At 67.0% G+C, this 17,114-nt stretch carries 9 protein-coding genes; 2 read left to right on the top strand and 7 right to left on the bottom strand.

Annotated elements, in window-relative coordinates:
• Positions 1-96: 96 nt before the first annotated feature.
• Entirely contained in the window at positions 97-996 is a 900-nt protein-coding gene (locus HAV22_RS04530; RefSeq protein ID WP_166856931.1) for an alpha/beta hydrolase, read from the top strand.
• A 111-nt stretch (positions 997-1,107) separates the two neighbouring features.
• Here the strand turns inward: HAV22_RS04530 and HAV22_RS04535 are convergent, their stop codons facing one another.
• The 4 genes from HAV22_RS04535 to HAV22_RS04550 form a co-directional block, all read right to left on the bottom strand.
• Positions 1,108-3,876 carry a TonB-dependent receptor gene (locus HAV22_RS04535; RefSeq protein WP_166856933.1) on the bottom strand — a complete coding sequence of 923 codons (2,769 nt, stop codon included), beginning with the start codon at positions 3,874-3,876 and terminating at the stop codon, positions 1,108-1,110.
• A 291-nt stretch (positions 3,877-4,167) separates the two neighbouring features.
• Positions 4,168-5,430 (bottom strand): DUF2264 domain-containing protein, encoded by a 1,263-nt coding sequence (locus tag HAV22_RS04540; protein ID WP_166856935.1) that lies wholly within the window; start codon positions 5,428-5,430, stop codon positions 4,168-4,170.
• Between the two features lie 10 nt (positions 5,431-5,440).
• Entirely contained in the window at positions 5,441-7,789 is a 2,349-nt protein-coding gene (locus tag HAV22_RS04545; RefSeq protein ID WP_166856937.1) for a beta-galactosidase, read from the bottom strand.
• 26 nt (positions 7,790-7,815) lie between these two features.
• Positions 7,816-10,695, bottom strand: coding sequence for a TonB-dependent receptor (locus HAV22_RS04550; RefSeq protein ID WP_166856939.1), 2,880 nt, complete (start codon positions 10,693-10,695; stop codon positions 7,816-7,818).
• A 294-nt stretch (positions 10,696-10,989) separates the two neighbouring features.
• Here HAV22_RS04550 and HAV22_RS04555 point away from each other — a divergent pair, with 294 nt between their 5' ends.
• Positions 10,990-12,081, top strand: coding sequence for a LacI family DNA-binding transcriptional regulator (locus tag HAV22_RS04555; protein WP_166856941.1), 1,092 nt, complete (start codon positions 10,990-10,992; stop codon positions 12,079-12,081).
• Here the strand turns inward: HAV22_RS04555 and HAV22_RS04560 are convergent.
• The 3 genes from HAV22_RS04560 to HAV22_RS04570 form a co-directional block, all read right to left on the bottom strand.
• On the bottom strand, positions 12,023-13,372 hold the full coding sequence (locus HAV22_RS04560; protein WP_166856943.1) for an MFS transporter: 1,350 nt from the start codon (positions 13,370-13,372) through the stop codon (positions 12,023-12,025). The genes HAV22_RS04555 and HAV22_RS04560 overlap by 59 nt on opposite strands.
• Before the next feature lie 363 nt (positions 13,373-13,735).
• On the bottom strand, positions 13,736-14,911 hold the full coding sequence (locus HAV22_RS04565) for a glycoside hydrolase family 88/105 protein (protein WP_229421066.1): 1,176 nt from the start codon (positions 14,909-14,911) through the stop codon (positions 13,736-13,738).
• A 22-nt stretch (positions 14,912-14,933) separates the two neighbouring features.
• Entirely contained in the window at positions 14,934-16,985 is a 2,052-nt protein-coding gene (locus tag HAV22_RS04570; protein ID WP_166856945.1) for a heparinase II/III domain-containing protein, read from the bottom strand.
• Positions 16,986-17,114: the final 129 nt, after the last annotated feature.

Here is a 17,114-nt window from a genome sequence, read left to right on the forward strand (position 1 = left end):
CCGGCACAAATCATTGGCGGCATCACCTAATTTCATAATTGCGCCGGTCGGGCCCGCTGTTCACACTTTCAACCGTCGATTTTTCCAGGATCCTCCATGCGCAAGCTGCTGCTCACCCTGTTCTTTTTCATCGCCGCCGGCGCGCAAGCGCAGACGACCGTGATTCCGCTCTGGCCGGAAGGCGTGCCGGACGCGAAACCAAATCCCGTACCCGAGCGAATCGAGAACGACATGATCAGCCACGTGTCCGAGCCGACGCTGACGTATTACCCGGCCGCCTCCGACCGACCGGCGCACACGGCCGTCATCATCTGCCCGGGCGGGGGCTACCAGTTCCTCGCGTTCGCGCACGAAGGACGGCGCTACGCGGAGTGGCTGTCCAGCCTGGGCATCGCTTCCTTCGTGCTGAAGTACCGTATGGTGGACGCCGGCCATCCGGCGCCGCTGCGCGACGTCCTGCGCGCGATCCGCACGGTGCGCGCGCACGCGTCGGATTACGGCGTGGCGCCGGACCGCGTGGGCGTGATGGGCAGTTCGGCCGGCGGCCACCTGGCCGCCAGCGCGGCCACGATGTACGACGATCCGGCCGGACGCACGGGCGCGCCGCTCGACACGGTCAGTGCGCGGCCCGACTTCCTGCTGCTGATGTACCCCGTGATCACGTTGATGCCCCCGTACGCGCACGAAGGCTCGCGCTATTCGCTGCTGGGCGTGCACCCGGCGCCGGAACTGGTGAAGCAGATGTCGGTCGAGACCCGCGTCACCGCGCAAACGCCGCCGACGTTCCTCGTCCACTCGGAAGACGACAACGTCGTCCCCGTCGACAACAGCATCATGTTCTTCCAGGCCCTCGCGCGCGCGCACGTGCCGGCCGAGCTGCACATCTACGAACACGGCGGCCACGGCATGGGCATGACGCCGGGCCACGGCGACGCATCGCTGTGGCCGCGCCGCGCCGAGGAATGGCTGCGCGACCGGAAGCTGATCGCGCAGTAATTCGGTGATTCGGGGTCGGTAATTCGGGGTCAGAGCACCGCCGCGCTGCGGCGGCGCACTGACCCCTGCGGCTCGACCCCTGCGGCTCCGACCCCTGCGGCTCCGATCGCGTCAGAACGACATCCGCAGGCCGAGGTTGATGCGGCGGCCGTCGTTTTCCAGCGTCAGGAACTGGCTGTCGTTGTTGGCGTACTCGTGCACCTTCGCGTTCGTCAGGTTGATGGCGTCCAGGTACAGCGACACCGTCTCCGTCAGGTTGTAGCGCAGGCTCGCATCCGTCTGTCCGTAGGCCGCACGGTTGCGCGGCAAGGTGCTGCCGCCGCCGCAATCGATGGAGAAGTGATTGCGCCAGTTGTAGCTGGCCCGTGCCTGGAACTTGCTGTTCTCGAAGAACAGCGACGCGTTGTACGACTGGCGCGACAGGCCCGGATAACCGCACGACACCGGCCCCTCGGACGAATCGCGGTTCGCTTCCGCATCCACGTACGTGTAGTTCGCCGTCACGCCGAAGCCCTGCAGCAGCGGGCTGATATTGTCGAACGCATACTGGCCCGCCAGTTCCGCACCCTTGATCGTTCCCGTCTGGCCGTTGCGGATGCGGCTGTCGTGCACGATCTCGTTCGGGTACTGCGGCACTTTCGTGTCCTGCAGCGACGTCTCCAGGAAGTCCGACACCTTCTTCATGAACAGGGCGCCGCTGACGTAGTTCGTCTTCGACAGATACCATTCGTACGACACGTCGAAGTTGTTCGAGCGCATCGGCTTCAGGTACGGGTTGCCGCCGCCGCTCGTCACATAGCCGGTACGGCCGCCGTACCAGTTGCTGACGCCCATCTGGTTCAGCGTCGGACGGGTCAGCGTCTTCGACGCGCCGAAGCGCAGCAACATGTCGGACGTGAGGTCGATCTTCAGGTTGGCGGACGGCAGCCACGCGCCGTAGCTGTTGCCGACCGTGTTCGTCTGCATCGGGCCCCAGTTCTGGATGTACGTCGTGTCGTTCGGGCTCTGCGTGGCCGACAGCAGGATGCGGCTCGTGCCGGACGACTCCGACTTCACGTGCATGTAGCGCAGGCCCAGGTCGCCGGACCAGCTGTCGCCTTCCCATTTCGACTGGACGAAGGCGTTGGCCACCTTTTCGCGCACGGCCCACAGCGACGGCTTCGTGTAGTCGATCGCCATCGGACCGTTCGGGAAGATCGACTTGTCGGCGTAATGGGCCGGGTCGTTCGACTGCGGGATCACGGACGGCTGGTTCAGGTACGCCATGTAGGCATACGGATCGAAGCTGAGGAAGTTCGCCGGCACGCCACCGCCGCCGCCGAACGGATTGCCCAGCGGCGTCACGGTGAACAGCGACGACGGCAGCGACAGGTGGTAGCCGGAGTAGGCGTTCCACGAATCGGCGCTCCACGAAATGTGCTCGACCTTGCGCTGCGAGTACGCGGTGCCCATCTGCAGGCCCTTGAACCAGCCCATGTCCGTGCTCCAGGCCGCGTTCAGGCGGCCTTCGTGCAGGTTGTCGTGGTTGGTGGCGATGTTGTTGCCGACAGCGTGGGCGCGCACGGCCGTCGGGTCCGCGATGCCGTCGCCGAAGGTCACGGTCGGCGTCGAGCCGAAGGTCAGCACGTCGCCGTTCTTCGGTACCATGCCGGCCACGATCCACAGGTCGGGGTAGCCGATCGCCGTGCGCGACGTCGCCAGGTCCGCTTCCAGCTTCCAGTCCGGCGTGAGGGCCCATTTCGAATTGATGCCATAGGCCAGCGTCGTCGACAGGCGGTCGCCGCCCTTGACGATCATGTCGTTCGAATTGGCGTCGGTCAGGATGCCGGCCGCGGCCAGGCCCGGATTGTTGGCGACGAAGGTCGAACCGGGACGGTCGAAGCCCGTCACCTGGCCGTTCGCGTCATACTTCACGTTCAACTGCGTGGGATTCATCCAGTCGCTGATGGCGATGACCTTGTTGCGCTGGTTCAGGCGCGAATACAGGGCGTCGGCCGAGAGCTTCCACGTGGACGACGGGTTGTATTGCACCGTCGTGCTGGCGACGAGGCGCTTGCGGCTCTCGTCCTCGTTCTGGAAGCCGTAGCTCTGCGGCATCAGGAGCTTGCGCGTCGTGACGTCGGCGGCCGTCAGTCCCGTGGACGCCAGGTTGCCGTTGATCGTCTTCACGTCCAGCAGGTTCCACGCATCGTTCAGCGCCTTGTACTGGCGCGATTTGCGGTCCGTGTACGACAGCGAGCCGGCCACGCCGAAATTCTTTTCCGCGTTCGCGTAGGAGTACAGGGCGGACAGGTTCGGCGTGTTCTTGCGCGAATTCGAGTCCCACGAATCCGACACGTTGACGACGGTCGACTGGCCGGCCTTGCCGGACAGCGGGCGCGTCGTCTGGATGTCGACCGTCGAACCGATGCCGCCCTCCGGCAGGAACGCCTGCGACGTCTTGTACACGATGGCTTTCGAGATCAGGTCGGACGACAGCACGTCGAACGAGAATTCGCGTCCGCCCGTATCGCTCGTGATCGTGCGGCCGTTGAGCAGCACGTTGTTGAATTCCGGGCCCAGGCCGCGCACCGAGATGAAGCGGCCCTCGCCGTTGTTGCGCTGGATTTGCACGCCCGTCACGCGCTGCAGGGACTCCGCGATGTTCGTGTCCGGGAACTTGCCGGCATCCTCGGCCGACACGGCATCGACGATACCGTCCTGCAGCCGCTTCGTCGTCAGCGACGACTGCAGCGACGCGCGAATGCCGCTGACGACGACCTGCTGCACCTCGCCACTCGGCGGTTGTTCGTTCGTGGTCTGCGCGCCGGCATATGCCGTCACGCACAGTTCGGCGATCAGCGTCGCCAGCAGGGTCTTGTAAATTCGTTTGTTGTCCATCTTGTCTCCCAATCTCCGTTTTTGACTGCTTGCTTGCCGATCGACCTGCGCCCCGCGCGCTGCGGCGGTAACGTTGTCGCAAAACAACGTAAAACGGGGGCGTTTTGCGCCGTCGCCGTTCCTGGTCAGGACACGGTGCGGTGCGAAGGTCGTCGCGGAAGTACGATGCCGTCCATGTCTAGACATCCGTACCAAACCATTTTACGTAGAGGTGCGAACGTTACCACTATGGCTTCTTTACTGTCTGGCATGCCATAAACATATAGGACGATCCGCACCGCATGACTTGGCTCAGTAGCCGACGGCGTAATCCTTCGGGAACGGACGTCCCGCGAAGGCCTTCTTCTGGGTCCAGTCCAGCGCGGGGCTGGTCCAGTAGGCATCGCCGGGCGGCAGGCCCAGCGCCAACAGGCTTTCCGACGCGATGTACATGCTCCCGTTGTTCGAGTAGATGTCGGCCAGTTCCGGATGGTGGCCGACGAAACCGAGCGTCAGCCAGCCGTCCGGCGTGAAGTTCGTCGGGTCCGTCCACACGGCTTCGTGCACGGCCTGCAGCGCGGCGCGCACCTGGCCCTCCGGCAGGCTGGCGGGCAGCTGCTTGCGCCACGCGAGCAGGGCCAGCGGCTGGAACACCGCCGTGCGGTACGTGAGCGAACGCCCGATCGGCGGGTACGTGCCCGTGGGCGACACGAAGCGCTCCAGGTGCTCGCAATAGCGCTGCATGCGTTTCAACGCCTGCGCGCGCAAGTCGGCCGGCTTGCCGTTCCAGAACGGCGCATCATGCTTTTCCAGCACCTCGAGGATCTCGAGCAGCATCGGATACATCACGTACGAGTTGTAGTAATCGAAGTGGAACGTCTCGCCGTCCTTGATCCAGCCGTCGCCCACGTACCACTCGTTCACCTTGCGGATGGCGACATTGGTCCGCATCGGGTCCGCGTCTTCCCCGACCGACAGCAGGAACGCCTCGTTCATCGCGGCGAACAGCATCCAGTTGATGTACGGCGGCTCGATGCGACGCAGCCCCCGGATCTCGGCGACGATGCGCCGTTTCGTGACCGCGTCGAGCGGGTCCCACAGGGCGTGCGGCGCGCGGATCAGGGCGTTCGTGAAATACGACGAATCGACGAGCGCCTGCCCGCCCGCGCGCCAGCCAAGATAGTCCGGGCTCGCCGGATCGACGGCGTGCGCATAGCTTTGCAGCGCCAGCTGGCGCAGGCGCGCGCGCAAGCGCCCTTCCGGCGTCGCATCGTCCGGCAGCGCGAGCCACGGCGCGATGCCGGACATCAGGCGGCCGAAGCATTCCAGGTACGCGACGTCCCGGCTGCGGCCGTCCCACGTGGGACTGAGCTCCAGCGCGAAGCGTTTTTTCAGCTCGCCGCGCGCCATCGCCGTCAGCACGGGTTCCGCCATCCTTTGCAGGAGGCCCAGCATCCACGCGCGCTCGCCGCCCGCACGCGCGGGGGCGAGCGCAGGCGCGGGCGCGGCGGCCGCGCCGCGGGCCGCGATGGTGCCGGCCGCCGCGACGGCGCCCATGAAGTGTCGTCGTTTCATGCGTCCCTCGTCACTCGACCACCAGCGCGTCGCCCACGTAGGCGCGGAAATGGCGGATGCGTCCCGCGACGCCGTCCGGGCCCTGGCGCGGCACGTAGCGCAGGCCCGCGACGTCCATCGTGCGGCCCAGGTCGATCACGAGGCGGTGCGGATAGGCGCTCTTCTCCGCCGTGATCCAGTAATCGCTGTTCTGGCCGTTGATCGCGTTCAGCGCGCCGCCGTCTTCCTTCGTCGCTTCCTCGCTGTCGACATAGGCGATGGTCCAGTTGGACTGGTCCAGCGTCTTGCCGTCCTTGTCGAGCAGCGACAGTTCCGCGATGGCCGCATGCGGCTTGCCGTCGAACGCGTCCAGCGCCTCCAGGCAGAACTGGCGGCCCGTGTGCGGGGCCGCGAAGCGCACGTCCTGCGTCTGCGAGCCCGGCGCGAACTCGCCTTCGTGCGCAGGCTCCGCGCCGTCCAGTTTGGGGCGCACCGTGCTGGGCGGCCGCGGGAAGTCGCGTTCACGGTGCAACTGGTCGAGGATTGGCGTGGCGAGGCCCGCGATCTTCGGCACGTCCTGGCCGCGCGGCCCCGTCAGGTCCAGCACGACGACCTCGTTGCGGCCCTTCCTGATCCACGGGCCCGGCAGATACATCGTCTGCGTGGGACCGATGCTCCAGAAGCGCCCGAGGCAGCGGCCGTTGATCCAGACGACGCCCTGCCCCCACGCGGACATGTCGAGGAACGTGTCGTCCGTGCGCGCCGCGTCGAAGCCGCCGCGATAGAACGCCGCGCCCTTGCCGCGGCCCCGCTTGAACGCGAGCGGCGGCAGTACGCCGTCCGCATCGAAATCGATGGCGCGGATTTCCCACTGTTCCAGCGCCTGCGCGGCACCGCCCTTCGGCGTGAACGTGACGGGGCCGTGGATGCCCTTGCGGTCGTGGACCTCGGGTCCGAAGTTCACGCGCGCGATCGTGTATAGCAGGATCTCGAGCACGGCCGGCTTGGCGCGCGCCGGCACGTCGACCTTGTAGCGGCGGTAGCGCGTGTCCAGGGTGCCGATCGGCTTGCCGTCCAGGCGCACCCACGCGAGGTCGCGCGCGCGCGCCACTTCCACGACACCGGCCGGGCCGGCCGGCAGCGTGACGCGGTACGACACGAGGCCGCGGCTGATGTCGTACTGCTCGATGGGCCGGGGCGACTTGTCCTTGATGACGCGTGCCGGCAGCGCGGTCGTCACGGGCACGGATTCGCCCAGCGCGAACGGCGCGATCGTCATCACGGGCATGCGCGGCGGCGGTGCCGGCAGCTTTTCGCCGGGTGCCAGGAACGGCGTGATGGCGGCGCGGTAGGCGTCGAACTTGTCGCCGATCCAGCCCGCCTCGCCGATCGGCGCGTCGTAGTCGTAGCTCGTCGTGTCGGGCCGGAACGGACGGTCGCAGCCGCCCCACAGGCCGAAGGTCGTGCCGCCGTGCGCCATGTACAGGCTGAACGAGCCGTTCACCTTCAGCATCGCGGCGATGTCGGCCGTCGCGCCCTCGACGCCGCCGCGGCGGTGCGGCGAACCCCACGTGTCGAACCAGCCGGAATAGTATTCGCCGCACATGCGCGGGCCCTTCTGCACGGCGTCCAGCGCCTTGAAGCCGGCGGCCGGATCGCTGCCGAAGTTCGCCACGTTGAACAGCTCGGGGATCGCCGTGCGGGCGACGGCGTTCGTCGGATTGCACTGGAACAGCGGGACGTCGAAGCCCGCGTCCAGCAAGGCCTGGCGCAGCACGCGCAGATAGCCCACGTCGTCGCCGTAGAAGCCGTACTCGTTCTCGACCTGCACCATCAGGATGTTGCCGCCGCGCGTGACCTGCTGCGGACCGAGCACGCGCCCCACTTCCTTCAGCCAGCGGCGCGCCGGCGCGAGGTAGGCCTCGTCGCGCGTGCGCAGGAACGCGTCGCCGTCATGCTTCAGCAACCACCACGGCAGGCCGCCCATCTCCCATTCCGCGCACGCGTACGGACCCGGACGCAGGATCACCCACAAGCCTTCCTGCTGCGCGAGCCGGCAGAATTCCGCCGCGTCGCGCTGCGCGGCCCAGTCGTAGCGGCCTTCGCGCCATTCGTGGTAGTTCCAGAACAGGTAGGCGCAGACGGCGTTCAGGCCCATCGCCTTGATGGTCTTCAGCCGATGCGTCCAGTACTCGCGCGGCACGCGGGCGAAGTGCATCTCGCCGCAGCGGATCTGCAGGGGTTTCCCGTCCAGCAGGAAGTCGTGTTCGTCGATCGCGAAGCGGTGCGAAGCCGCCGCGTGCACCGTGGCGCTCAAGGGCAGGAGGGCTGCGGCGGCGCTGCCTTGCAGCAGGCGGCGGCGTGGGAAACTGATGGTCATGTGGTCGTCTTCTTCAGGTTGAAAGATCAGAGCTTGCCGCGCAGGCCGAACTTGATGGTACGCCCATCATACTTCGCGTAGTCCATGCGGGTGCGGTGGCCATCGCCGTACTGGCCCGTGGCGTCCTCGAAGTAATCGTACGAAAGCGTGTTGGTCAGGTTCAGCGCATCGAGGCGCAGTTCCAGGTTTTCCGTCAGCTTGTAGCTGATGGTGCCGTCCAGGTAACCGCGGGCGGCGCGCCAGCGAATCAGGTCGTCGCCGTTGTTCTTCGGGTTGTCCGGATGCAGGAAGCGGCCCTTGTAGTTGTACGAGAGGCGCATCGCGAGCGGCCCCCGCTCGTAATACGTGGTGAAGCTGTACGCGTACTTCGGCACCGAGTTCACGGCGATTTCCTTGCCGGCCGTCGTGATCCACTTCTGGCTGTTGAACGGGTCGATGTGCGTGTAGCTCGCCAACGCGCCCAGGCCCTTGAACGGATCGGGCAGGAAGGTGAAGTCCTGCTGGTAGGCGAGTTCATAACCCTTGAGAGTCTGCTGGCCCGCGTTGCCGTAGGTGCGCAGGGTCATGGGCAGGTTCGGGTCGACCTTGCCGTTCGCGTCGTGGAAGATCGCACCGAGCGCCGTGTCGGGCAGGCCCAGCGCGCCGAACGTCGTCTGCGTCGTGCTCGAGACGGTGGCGTCCGTGAGCTCCTTCTTGAAGTACGCGGCCGACAGCAGGCTGCCCGGCTTGAAATACCACTCCAGGCTCGTGTCGAGGTTCTTCGACTGCTGCGGCTTCAGGTTCGGGTTGCCCGCGGTGGCCGTGTTGTCGAACGGGTTCGGGATGACGGTCTGCGCGGCGATGATCGACAGCGATGCGCGGCTGATCGTCTTGCCGTACGACGCCCGCCAGATCAGGTCGTCAAGCACGTCGTAGGCGGCGCTGACGGCCGGCAGCACGTTCGTGTACTTGCCGTGTTCCTGGTTCGGCAGATAGGTATTGCCCGCGCCCGACTTCTTGTAGTTGTCGATGCCGAGCTTCGTCTGCGCCCAGCGCACGCCGGCGTTGATGCGCAGTTCGCGCGCCAGCACCTCGCCCTTGAAGTCGGACTGCACGAAGCCCGTCGTCACCTTCTCTTCCGCGCCGAAGCTCTGTGCCGGCGTGAATGCAGCCGGCGTGTTGAAGGCCAGCGGATCGTACGTCGAATACGTGTAGCTGCGCGTGAAGGTGCCGAACTGGTGCGGCCAGCCGTCGCCCATGTCCAGGTTCGAGACGGGCAGCTTGGACACCATGTTGCTGCGCAGGCCCGCATCGCCGAACCCCTTCAGCTTCGCAACCATGGCGGCCGTGCCGTTGCGCTTCTCGACGGTCTTCGTCGTGTCGACGTAGACGAGGCCACCCTTGAAGTGACCGGTCCAGTCGTCCCACAGGTCGTAGTCCTGGTCCAGCACGAGGCGCGCCTGGCGGCCCTTGTCCGTCTCGCGCGTCCAGCCGGTGTTGATGTCGAAGCCCGTGAAGTTGGCGGGATTCGTGAAGTCGACGGGCGACGACAGCGACGGGTACACGTGGTCCGCGCCGTAGTCGATCGTGGAATCGACGCCGAAGACCTGGCCCGACAGCGTGTCCTGGTAGCTCTTCGCGTCGCTGTTGTTCGCCGACAGCTGGCCCGTGAGCACGGTGCCTTTCTTGACTTCCCAACGGCCGTTCAGCGCGAGGTAGCCGAACTTCGTCTTGTCCTCGCCGTACGTGACGCCGCTGCTGTACGACGTATTGCCGAAGGTGCCCGTGAGGAGGTTCGACGCCGGATCGATGTGCACGTCGAGCGGCACGAGGCCGTTGTGACCCGCCTGGCCGGGAGGCGCGCTGCGGTTCGTCGTCTTGCTGTTGCGGATCAGGATGCCGTAGTACAGCTCGTCGCGGCTGTTCTGCAGCTGCGACGCGAGGCCGTCCAGGCTGATGTTCAAGCCGCCTTCCTTGTACTGCAGCGACGTCACGAGGCCGTCGCGCGTGCGCCGGTTCTGCGAGCCGTAGAAGCGGTAGATGCGGGGCAGCAGCGCATTGTCGACCTGGTCGCGCGTATAGCCGGACAGGTTCGCGCGCGGGTCGTCGTAATCGAGTTGCAGCGCGAAGTTGCCCAGCACCGGGTTCGCGCTGCCGCGGCGCGAGCTGTTGTAGCCGCCCGTCGCCTCGAAGCCGGAGCGGTTGTTGACGGCCTTCGAATGCGACGCGCCGGCCAGGAAGCCCCAATTGCCCCACGTGTTCGAATACAGCGCGAACAGGTTCGGGTCGGTCTTCTCCGACATCGTGTTGTACGCGGCCGACACGCCGTAGCGCACCGTGCGCTTCGGGCTGTCGAACGGGCGCGGCGTCTGCAGGTCGACGACGCCGCCCATGCCGCCTTCCGTCAGTTCGGCCAGCGGTGTCTTGTAGAAGTCGACGCGGCCGAACAGCTCGGACGCGAACACGTCGTAGTTGAAACCGCGCGCCGCGCTGCCGATGGTGCTGGTCGACGTCGTGTTGACGGGCGCGCCGTTCAACGTCGTCACCGTGTATTCGGTCGGCAGGCCGCGGATCGAGATGCGCTGCCCTTCCGCCGAGCTCTCGTCGCGGTTCAGGATTACGCCCGGCACGCGCTGCAGCGATTCCGCGACGTTCGCCTCGGGGAATTTGCCGATGTCCTCGGCCACGATGGAGTCGCGCACGCCGATGGCCTGCTGCTTCAGGTTCAGCGCCTTCTGCAGGCTGGAACGGAAGCCCGTCACGACGACCGTCGTGGTGACCGGCGCATCCTGGAACGGCGGGGGCGGCTCGGCGGCCGCCGCGTCGGACGGGACGGTTGGCGTGGTCGTGTCCTGGGCCAGCGCCGGATGCCCATAGGCGGCGGCGAGCGCCACCGGCAGCAGCGCGGCGAGCAACTTCTTGTTCATCTTGTCTCCATTGTTGTGTCGTTATCGGAACCCTGATGCCGGTCTGGCGCTGTGTCGCGGTAGTCTTTACGCCGGCTGGTGGTCACGTTACCACAGCCGATTATTAGATAGCAATAGTGCACGACCGGCTAAAAATTTGTCCTAACATGTTGTTTTTAAAGGAAGTTTCCGCCGGTTTCGGCAAATTTTGTGTCGTTCCGCTACGACATCCATGCCAAACAGTCATACCTTTGACGAAATTTGTGATGTACGTTGTCTCATTAATCCGTCACACTTCGTGTTTTTCGGATGCCTATGCGCAAAGTCAGCAAACTCAGTGAGGTCGCCCGGCTCGCGGGCGTCGCGCCGATCACGGCCTCGCGCGCCATCCGCGGCACAGGCTATGTGTCGGCGGAGGCCCGCGAACGCATCATGGCCGCCGCCGCACAGCTGCAGTACACGCCCGACCCGCTGGCGCGGCGCATGCGGGGCGACCGGAGCCGGCTGCTCGGCGTGTTCGTCAACAACTACGGTCCCGTCGTGCTGCACGAGATCATCCGCGCCCTCAGCACGCATGCGCGCGCCAAGGGCTACGACCTGCTGCTGTTCAACGCCGAGCGCTTCGACAGCCCCGACCGCATGGCCACGTGCGACCTGCTGGGCAAGCTGTGCGACGGGCTGCTGCTCGTGATGCCCAGCGCCGACGACGGCTTTCTCGACGCCATCGAACGCCAGCAACTGGCCAGCGTCGTGATCTGCTTCGATGCGAGGCCCGTCGCCGTGCCTGTCGTGGCGGCGGAAAACCGCCTCGGGGCGCGCGCGGCCGTCGAACACCTGCTGGCGCTGGGCCACCGCCGCATCGCCTACATCGCCGGCAATCCGGGCACGGGCCAGAGTGCGGAGCGCGAACGCGGCTACGTCGACGCGCTGCTGGCGGCCGGCATCGCGCCCGATCCCGCGCTCGTCGTCAATGGCGCCTTCGTCCAGCCGGGCGGCTACGCGGCCACGGAACGGCTGCTTGGCGCGAGCGTCCCGCCGACGGCGATCTTCGCCGCGAACGACGAGATGGCGTTCGGCGCCATCGACGCCATCAACAGCCGCGGCTTGACGGTCCCGGACGACATCTCCGTGATCGGCTTCGACGACATCCCGACCGCGAGCTGCGTCTTTCCCAAGCTGACGACGATGCATCAGCCGTTCGATGCCATCGCCGCCTACGCCGTGCGCGAGGTGGTCGGCATGATCGACGGCCAATCCACGGCGGCTGCGCGCATCGCCTTCCCCGCGAAGCTCGTCGTGCGCGGGTCGACGGCGCCCGCGCGGCAAGTGGAGACCGATACTGCGGCCGTCACGCCGACACCGCGCCGACCCGCCCGCGCGCGACGCGCGCCAGCGCCCGGAACGTGACGACGCTGGCCCCCGCCAGCAGTGCGCCGAACAGCAAGGTCAAGCCGTAGACATGGCCCGACGCATCGAGCAAGGGGCCGAGCAGGAAGCTCAGCGCGATATTCGACGTGGAGAAGATGACGCGCTTGGCCGCGTCGAACTGCAGAAAGCGTGCACGCGGGAACAGCACCATCGGCAGTGACGCGGCCGCCGTGTAATACGTGCCCGACACGACGGCGTGCAGCACGTAGACGATGGCAAAGCTCTGCAGGTCGTGCACGGCGAGGAAGCCGCCGCATGCCACGCACAGGTACAGCCCCATTGTGCACACCGTGACGGTCGCGGCGCCGTAGCGGTCGACCATCCACCCGACGACGGACGACAGCCCGATCGACAGCGCGTACGACGTGGCGAGCAGGCGCCCCAGCTGGCCCTTGTCCATGCCGATCGAGTCCGCGTACAACTGCGAGAACGTGTTGAACGGCATGAACGTCAGCTCGGACGCCGTCAGGGCGAGGAAGACGAGCAGGAAGTAGCGGTCGGCGAAGCATTCGCGCCAGTACGCGCGGCCCATCGCGCGCCACGTCACGGTGCCCTGCCCCGCCTGGGCGTCCATCGGCGCCGGCGGGCCGTATTCGCCTTCCTTCAATCGCACGCACATCAGCACGCAGGCGACGCCGAAGAACAGGCCGATGCCGAGGAAGACGTCGCGCAGGTGGTGTTCGGTGAGGTGGAATATCCACAGGTTGAACAGGATGCCGGCACCGAGGCTGACGATGCGGAATCCAGCATAGAAGCGGCCGAGGATGGGACGGGGCACGATGTCGTTCACGAGGCCCGCGTACAGCGCCAGCGTGACGAGCGCGAGGCCCTCGAACACGGTCCACAGCACGCAGAACCACGCGAGCACGCACGCATCGACGCCGGGCGACGCCGCGCCCAGCAACGCATCGGTACCGCGGCCGATGGCCGTGCAGTTGCCGAGTGCGACGAAGACGAGCGCCGCGACCGGTGTGACGCCGACGAGGAACGGCAGCCGGCGCCCCCAGCGGCTGCGGAAGCGGTCGGAGCGGAAGCCGACGATGGGCACGAGCACGCTGCCCAGCAGCGCGGGCAGCGCCGAGACGAGCACGGCGATCATCGTATCGCTGGCGTGGTGCTGGCGCAGCAATTCCATGACGCCCGGGATGGCCGAACGGTCGCGCAGGGCGATGGCGAACTCGCCGAACAACAGCCAGAACAGGACAATGCCGAGGCCCGCCGCCGTGTAGCGCAGCGTGCCGGCGGCGTAGGCGCTTTTGTCTTCCAACATGGACGCGTTTCCGACTAACAAGACCTAAAGCATCGCCCCTGCTTAAAGAAACCGCAAGCTTTTAATTCGGGGTCAGAGCATTTTTCGATCGGAATTCGGGGTCAGAGCACGTTTCGGTGCATGTTCTTTACAGCATCCCTGCGTACGTGGTTGGCACCTGGCCGCACGTTCAAACAGCGATCTGCAGACAGCGATCCGTAGCCTGCGGTCTCACTTCCTGTGCTAACAGGACATTGTTCGGAAACGTGCTCTGACCCCGAATCTAGAAATAACTGTGCTCTGACCCCGAATTGCGCAGGAAAAAAAAGACCTGCCGTTCCGAGGCAGGCCGAACGTGGGCCCAGGGGCCCCCGAAGGAGAGAATCAGTGGCCGGCGGCGCCCAGGCGCGCCATTTCCGCCGCCGCCAGCAGCACGGCGCCCACGCCGAAGTGCGCCGTCGAATCGCGGTCGACTACCTGGCCGGGGATCGCGCGGTCGCCGATGGGCTGCACATAGCCCACCTTGCCGTCCGCCTGGATGGCCACGTGCGTCAAGTAATCCCAGCCTTTCAGCGCCGTCGGCAAGTAGTCCGCGCGGTCCAGCACACCGTTGTTGATACCCCACAGCATGCCGTACGTGAAGAACGCCGTGCCGCTCGTCTCGGGGCCGGGCGAGTGGGCCGGGTCGATCAGGCTGCGCGTCCAATAGCCTTCCGGGTCCTGGATCGTGCGCAGCGTCTGCGCCATCGCGCGGAAGCGATCCTCGAACAGCGGGCGGTACGGGTCGGCCGCCGGCAGGTCCGCCAGCACCTTCGCGAGCGCGGCGAATACCCAGCCGTCGCCCCGCGCCCAGAAATCCTTCTTGCCGTTGACGCTCTTGTGCTGCGGGTAGACGTAGCGCGCATCGCGGTAGTACAGGTGCGCCTCGGCGTCGTACATCAAGCCGTTCGCATACTGGAAATAGTCGACCATCTTGTCCAGGTAACGGCGGTCGCCCGTCAGCCGGTACATCTTCGTCATCACGGGCATGACCATGTACAGGCCGTCCGCCCACCACCAGTAGTCGTCGCGCGCCGTGCCGATCTCGTAGCCCATCACCTCGCGCGCGCGCGCCACGCGGCGCGGGTCCTGCGGGCCCAGGCGGTACAGGTCGAGGTAAGTCTGGAAGCAGGCCTGCCAGTCGCCGAACAGCACATGGTCGTCCGTCTCGCCGTACGTGAGCTTCCACTCGGCCTTGTTGTCGGACTTCGCGCCGCGCCACCCGTTGTAGTCGGCCCACCGTTCGGAATACTGGCGGTAAGCCTCGTTCCCGGTGACCTCGTACGCGGCGATATTCCCCGTGTGGTAGACGGCCACGTTCCAGAACGCCCACTCCGTCGCCGGCGTCGTGCGCTGCCAATGGCCGTTCACCTTGTCGATGACGGCCAGCGCCTCGGCCCGCGACGGGATGGCCGCGGCCTGCGCCTGCGCCGGTGCAACCGCGCGACTTCCCATATCCGCGCAGCCACCCAGCAAAAGCAATCCCCCCGCCAGTACGCTCGCCATCACTCGCTTGTTCAATTCGACTCCTTCAGGTTTCGGTTCATGCCGCCAGCGCGACGGCCAGGTCGCCGGCGGCCAGTGGCTGCATCGACGCGAGCCGGATGCGGTACAGCGCGTCTCCCCATTCGTGGCGCAGGCCCGGATCGGTGAGCGCAATGCGCTCGACCTCCGCGCGCAGCACGCGCGCGTCGAAGCGCAGGCTTACCGTGCGGCCGCCGGCCACCGGCAGCGCGAGCACGCCGCCCTGCGCGGGGTCGGGCCGGCGCGGCGTCATGAAGACGAGTGACACGGGCGCGGGACGGGACAGCGCGAACGTCTCGCGCAAGTTCACGACGCCGGCGCCCGCCCCTCGATCGAGCGCGACACTGCGCACCCACGTCCGGATGCCCGCCTCGGGACCGAACGCCGTCGCCAGTTCCATCGTCATGCCCGTGCGCGCGGTGTCGTCGTCGACGCGCACGCGGCTCGCCCGGTCACGCGCGTCGCGCCCCCGCTCCATCCGCCCATCCACGAGCGGCACGTTGTGGAAGGCCGACTGCATGGTCCAGATGGTGTAGCGGTCCTTGCCGAACGTCTTCGCCGTATAGGCTTCGACACCCGGGTCGACGAACACGGGCAGCCCGTCGTGGAAGACGATGAAGCTGCCGGAATCGTGGTGCCCGTGGCTGCGCGCGTTCGACGCGGCCTGCACGGCGACAAAGAAGCCCTGCGCCGATCCGCCCTGCGCCCGCGCCGTCATCAGGCCGAGGTCCGGATACCACGCCGCGCGCGGCAGCGCGTCGCTGCCGACCGTCGCACGCATGCGCGCGACTTCCAGCACGTCGGCGACGTCGCGCGCGAGCCGGCCCTGGTCCGACAGCGTGATGCCGCGCGCCCCCGCGCGGAACGCGCCGAACGCGGCCAGGTCGGCATCGCCGGTCGCGCGGCCGAAGCGGTGCAGCAGCGCCGGCGAATGATGGACCTGCGCATGCGCGTCGCCATAGTTCACAAACCAGTCGCCGGCCACGTGCACGTCCAGCACGTAATGACCCATGCGCCGCACGAACGGATCGGACGTGAGACGCACGGCGCCCGCCAGCGCCGAGGTGAGACGCACGGCGCCCGCCAGCGCCGAGTCGAGCGCCATCAGACAATCGAGATAAGGCCCGGCGGACATCGTCCAGTAGCTGGGGCCCTCCTCGCACGCGCCGTCGTCCGAATAATCTTCCAGGAAGCGATCGAGGCAGCCGCAGATCTTCAACGTCGCGGCGATGCGACGTTCCGGGTCCGGCTCCAGCAGCAGGTTCGCCTCCAGCCAGCTCGATGCGATCCACGACGTCCAGTTGTTCAGCGGTTCCTTGCGGTCCTTCAGCCCCATCCACTTGAAGTCGTCGCGCTGCCAGCCGGGATCGAGGAGGCGGCGCTTCACTTCCGCCGCGATGCGCTCCTGGACCTGCGGCGACACGGCGCGCAGTTGCGTCCCGACGAGGTAGTGGACGTAGGCCAGCGTCACGCCCGTCTCGGCCGCGAACAGGTCGATGACGGGCTCCGCCGCATCGGGCAGCCCGACGCCGCGCTTCTGCATGCCGGTGTGGGCCGGCAGGCCCCAGAAGGTTTCCTCGCACACGTGCCAGACGCCGTCCGCGATCGCGTGCAGGTAGCGGCCCTGCCCCTGCACGCACTCGGCCAGCACGAGGCCCGCCAGGCGGCTGCGCCGCTCGAAATAGCGCTGTTCGTAATGCGTGCGGTTGCCGGTGTCCGCGAACTCCAGGAACAGGCTCGCGGGCAACTGGGGCCAGTCCGCGCCCAGCCATGCGTCGGCCCGGGCGACCAGCGCCGCGGCCACGTCGGCCGGCACTTGCGCCCACGCGGCGCGGTCGCCCGCCTGCGGGTAGGGACGCCATGCGGACGCCGGCAGCAGGCGGCGCCTGAGCAGGCCCTCGTCGACGACGGTGCGCAGGTAGCGCTTGGGCACGCGCGCCGGCTGTGCCGCGCCGGCCGGCGTATCCGGCGTATCCGGCGTGGCCGCGAGCGGGACGGCCGCCCCCGGACGCGCCGCGCCCAACGCGGCCAGCGCGCCGAAGCCGCGGGCCAGCGCCTCCCTTCGGTTCATGTCGTCTCCCTGGTGTGGTCATGTCCGGCTTCGCGTTCTTGCCGGGTGAGACAACGTTACCACTCGACTTAGCAAATGACAATAGCTTTTCGATCAAGACGATGGTCGAATGAGAGCGGGCACCCGGCG

It is taken from the genome of Telluria antibiotica (assembly GCF_011682055.1).
In the GTDB taxonomy this organism is placed as follows: Bacteria; Pseudomonadota; Gammaproteobacteria; order Burkholderiales; family Burkholderiaceae_D; genus Telluria; species Telluria antibiotica.

Bases quoted from the DNA above. Each gene is read 5' to 3' on its own strand.
- HAV22_RS04555 (WP_166856941.1), top strand. From the start codon at position 10,990: ATGCGCAAAGTCAGCAAACTCAGTGAGGTCGCCCGGCTCGCGGGCGTC.
- HAV22_RS04550 (WP_166856939.1), bottom strand. From the start codon at position 10,695: ATGAACAAGAAGTTGCTCGCCGCGCTGCTGCCGGTGGCGCTCGCCGCC.
- HAV22_RS04570 (WP_166856945.1), bottom strand. From the start codon at position 16,985: ATGAACCGAAGGGAGGCGCTGGCCCGCGGCTTCGGCGCGCTGGCCGCG.
- HAV22_RS04535 (WP_166856933.1), bottom strand. From the start codon at position 3,876: ATGGACAACAAACGAATTTACAAGACCCTGCTGGCGACGCTGATCGCC.
- HAV22_RS04545 (WP_166856937.1), bottom strand. From the start codon at position 7,789: ATGACCATCAGTTTCCCACGCCGCCGCCTGCTGCAAGGCAGCGCCGCC.
- HAV22_RS04540 (WP_166856935.1), bottom strand. From the start codon at position 5,430: ATGAAACGACGACACTTCATGGGCGCCGTCGCGGCGGCCGGCACCATC.
- HAV22_RS04560 (WP_166856943.1), bottom strand. From the start codon at position 13,372: ATGTTGGAAGACAAAAGCGCCTACGCCGCCGGCACGCTGCGCTACACG.
- HAV22_RS04530 (WP_166856931.1), top strand. From the start codon at position 97: ATGCGCAAGCTGCTGCTCACCCTGTTCTTTTTCATCGCCGCCGGCGCG.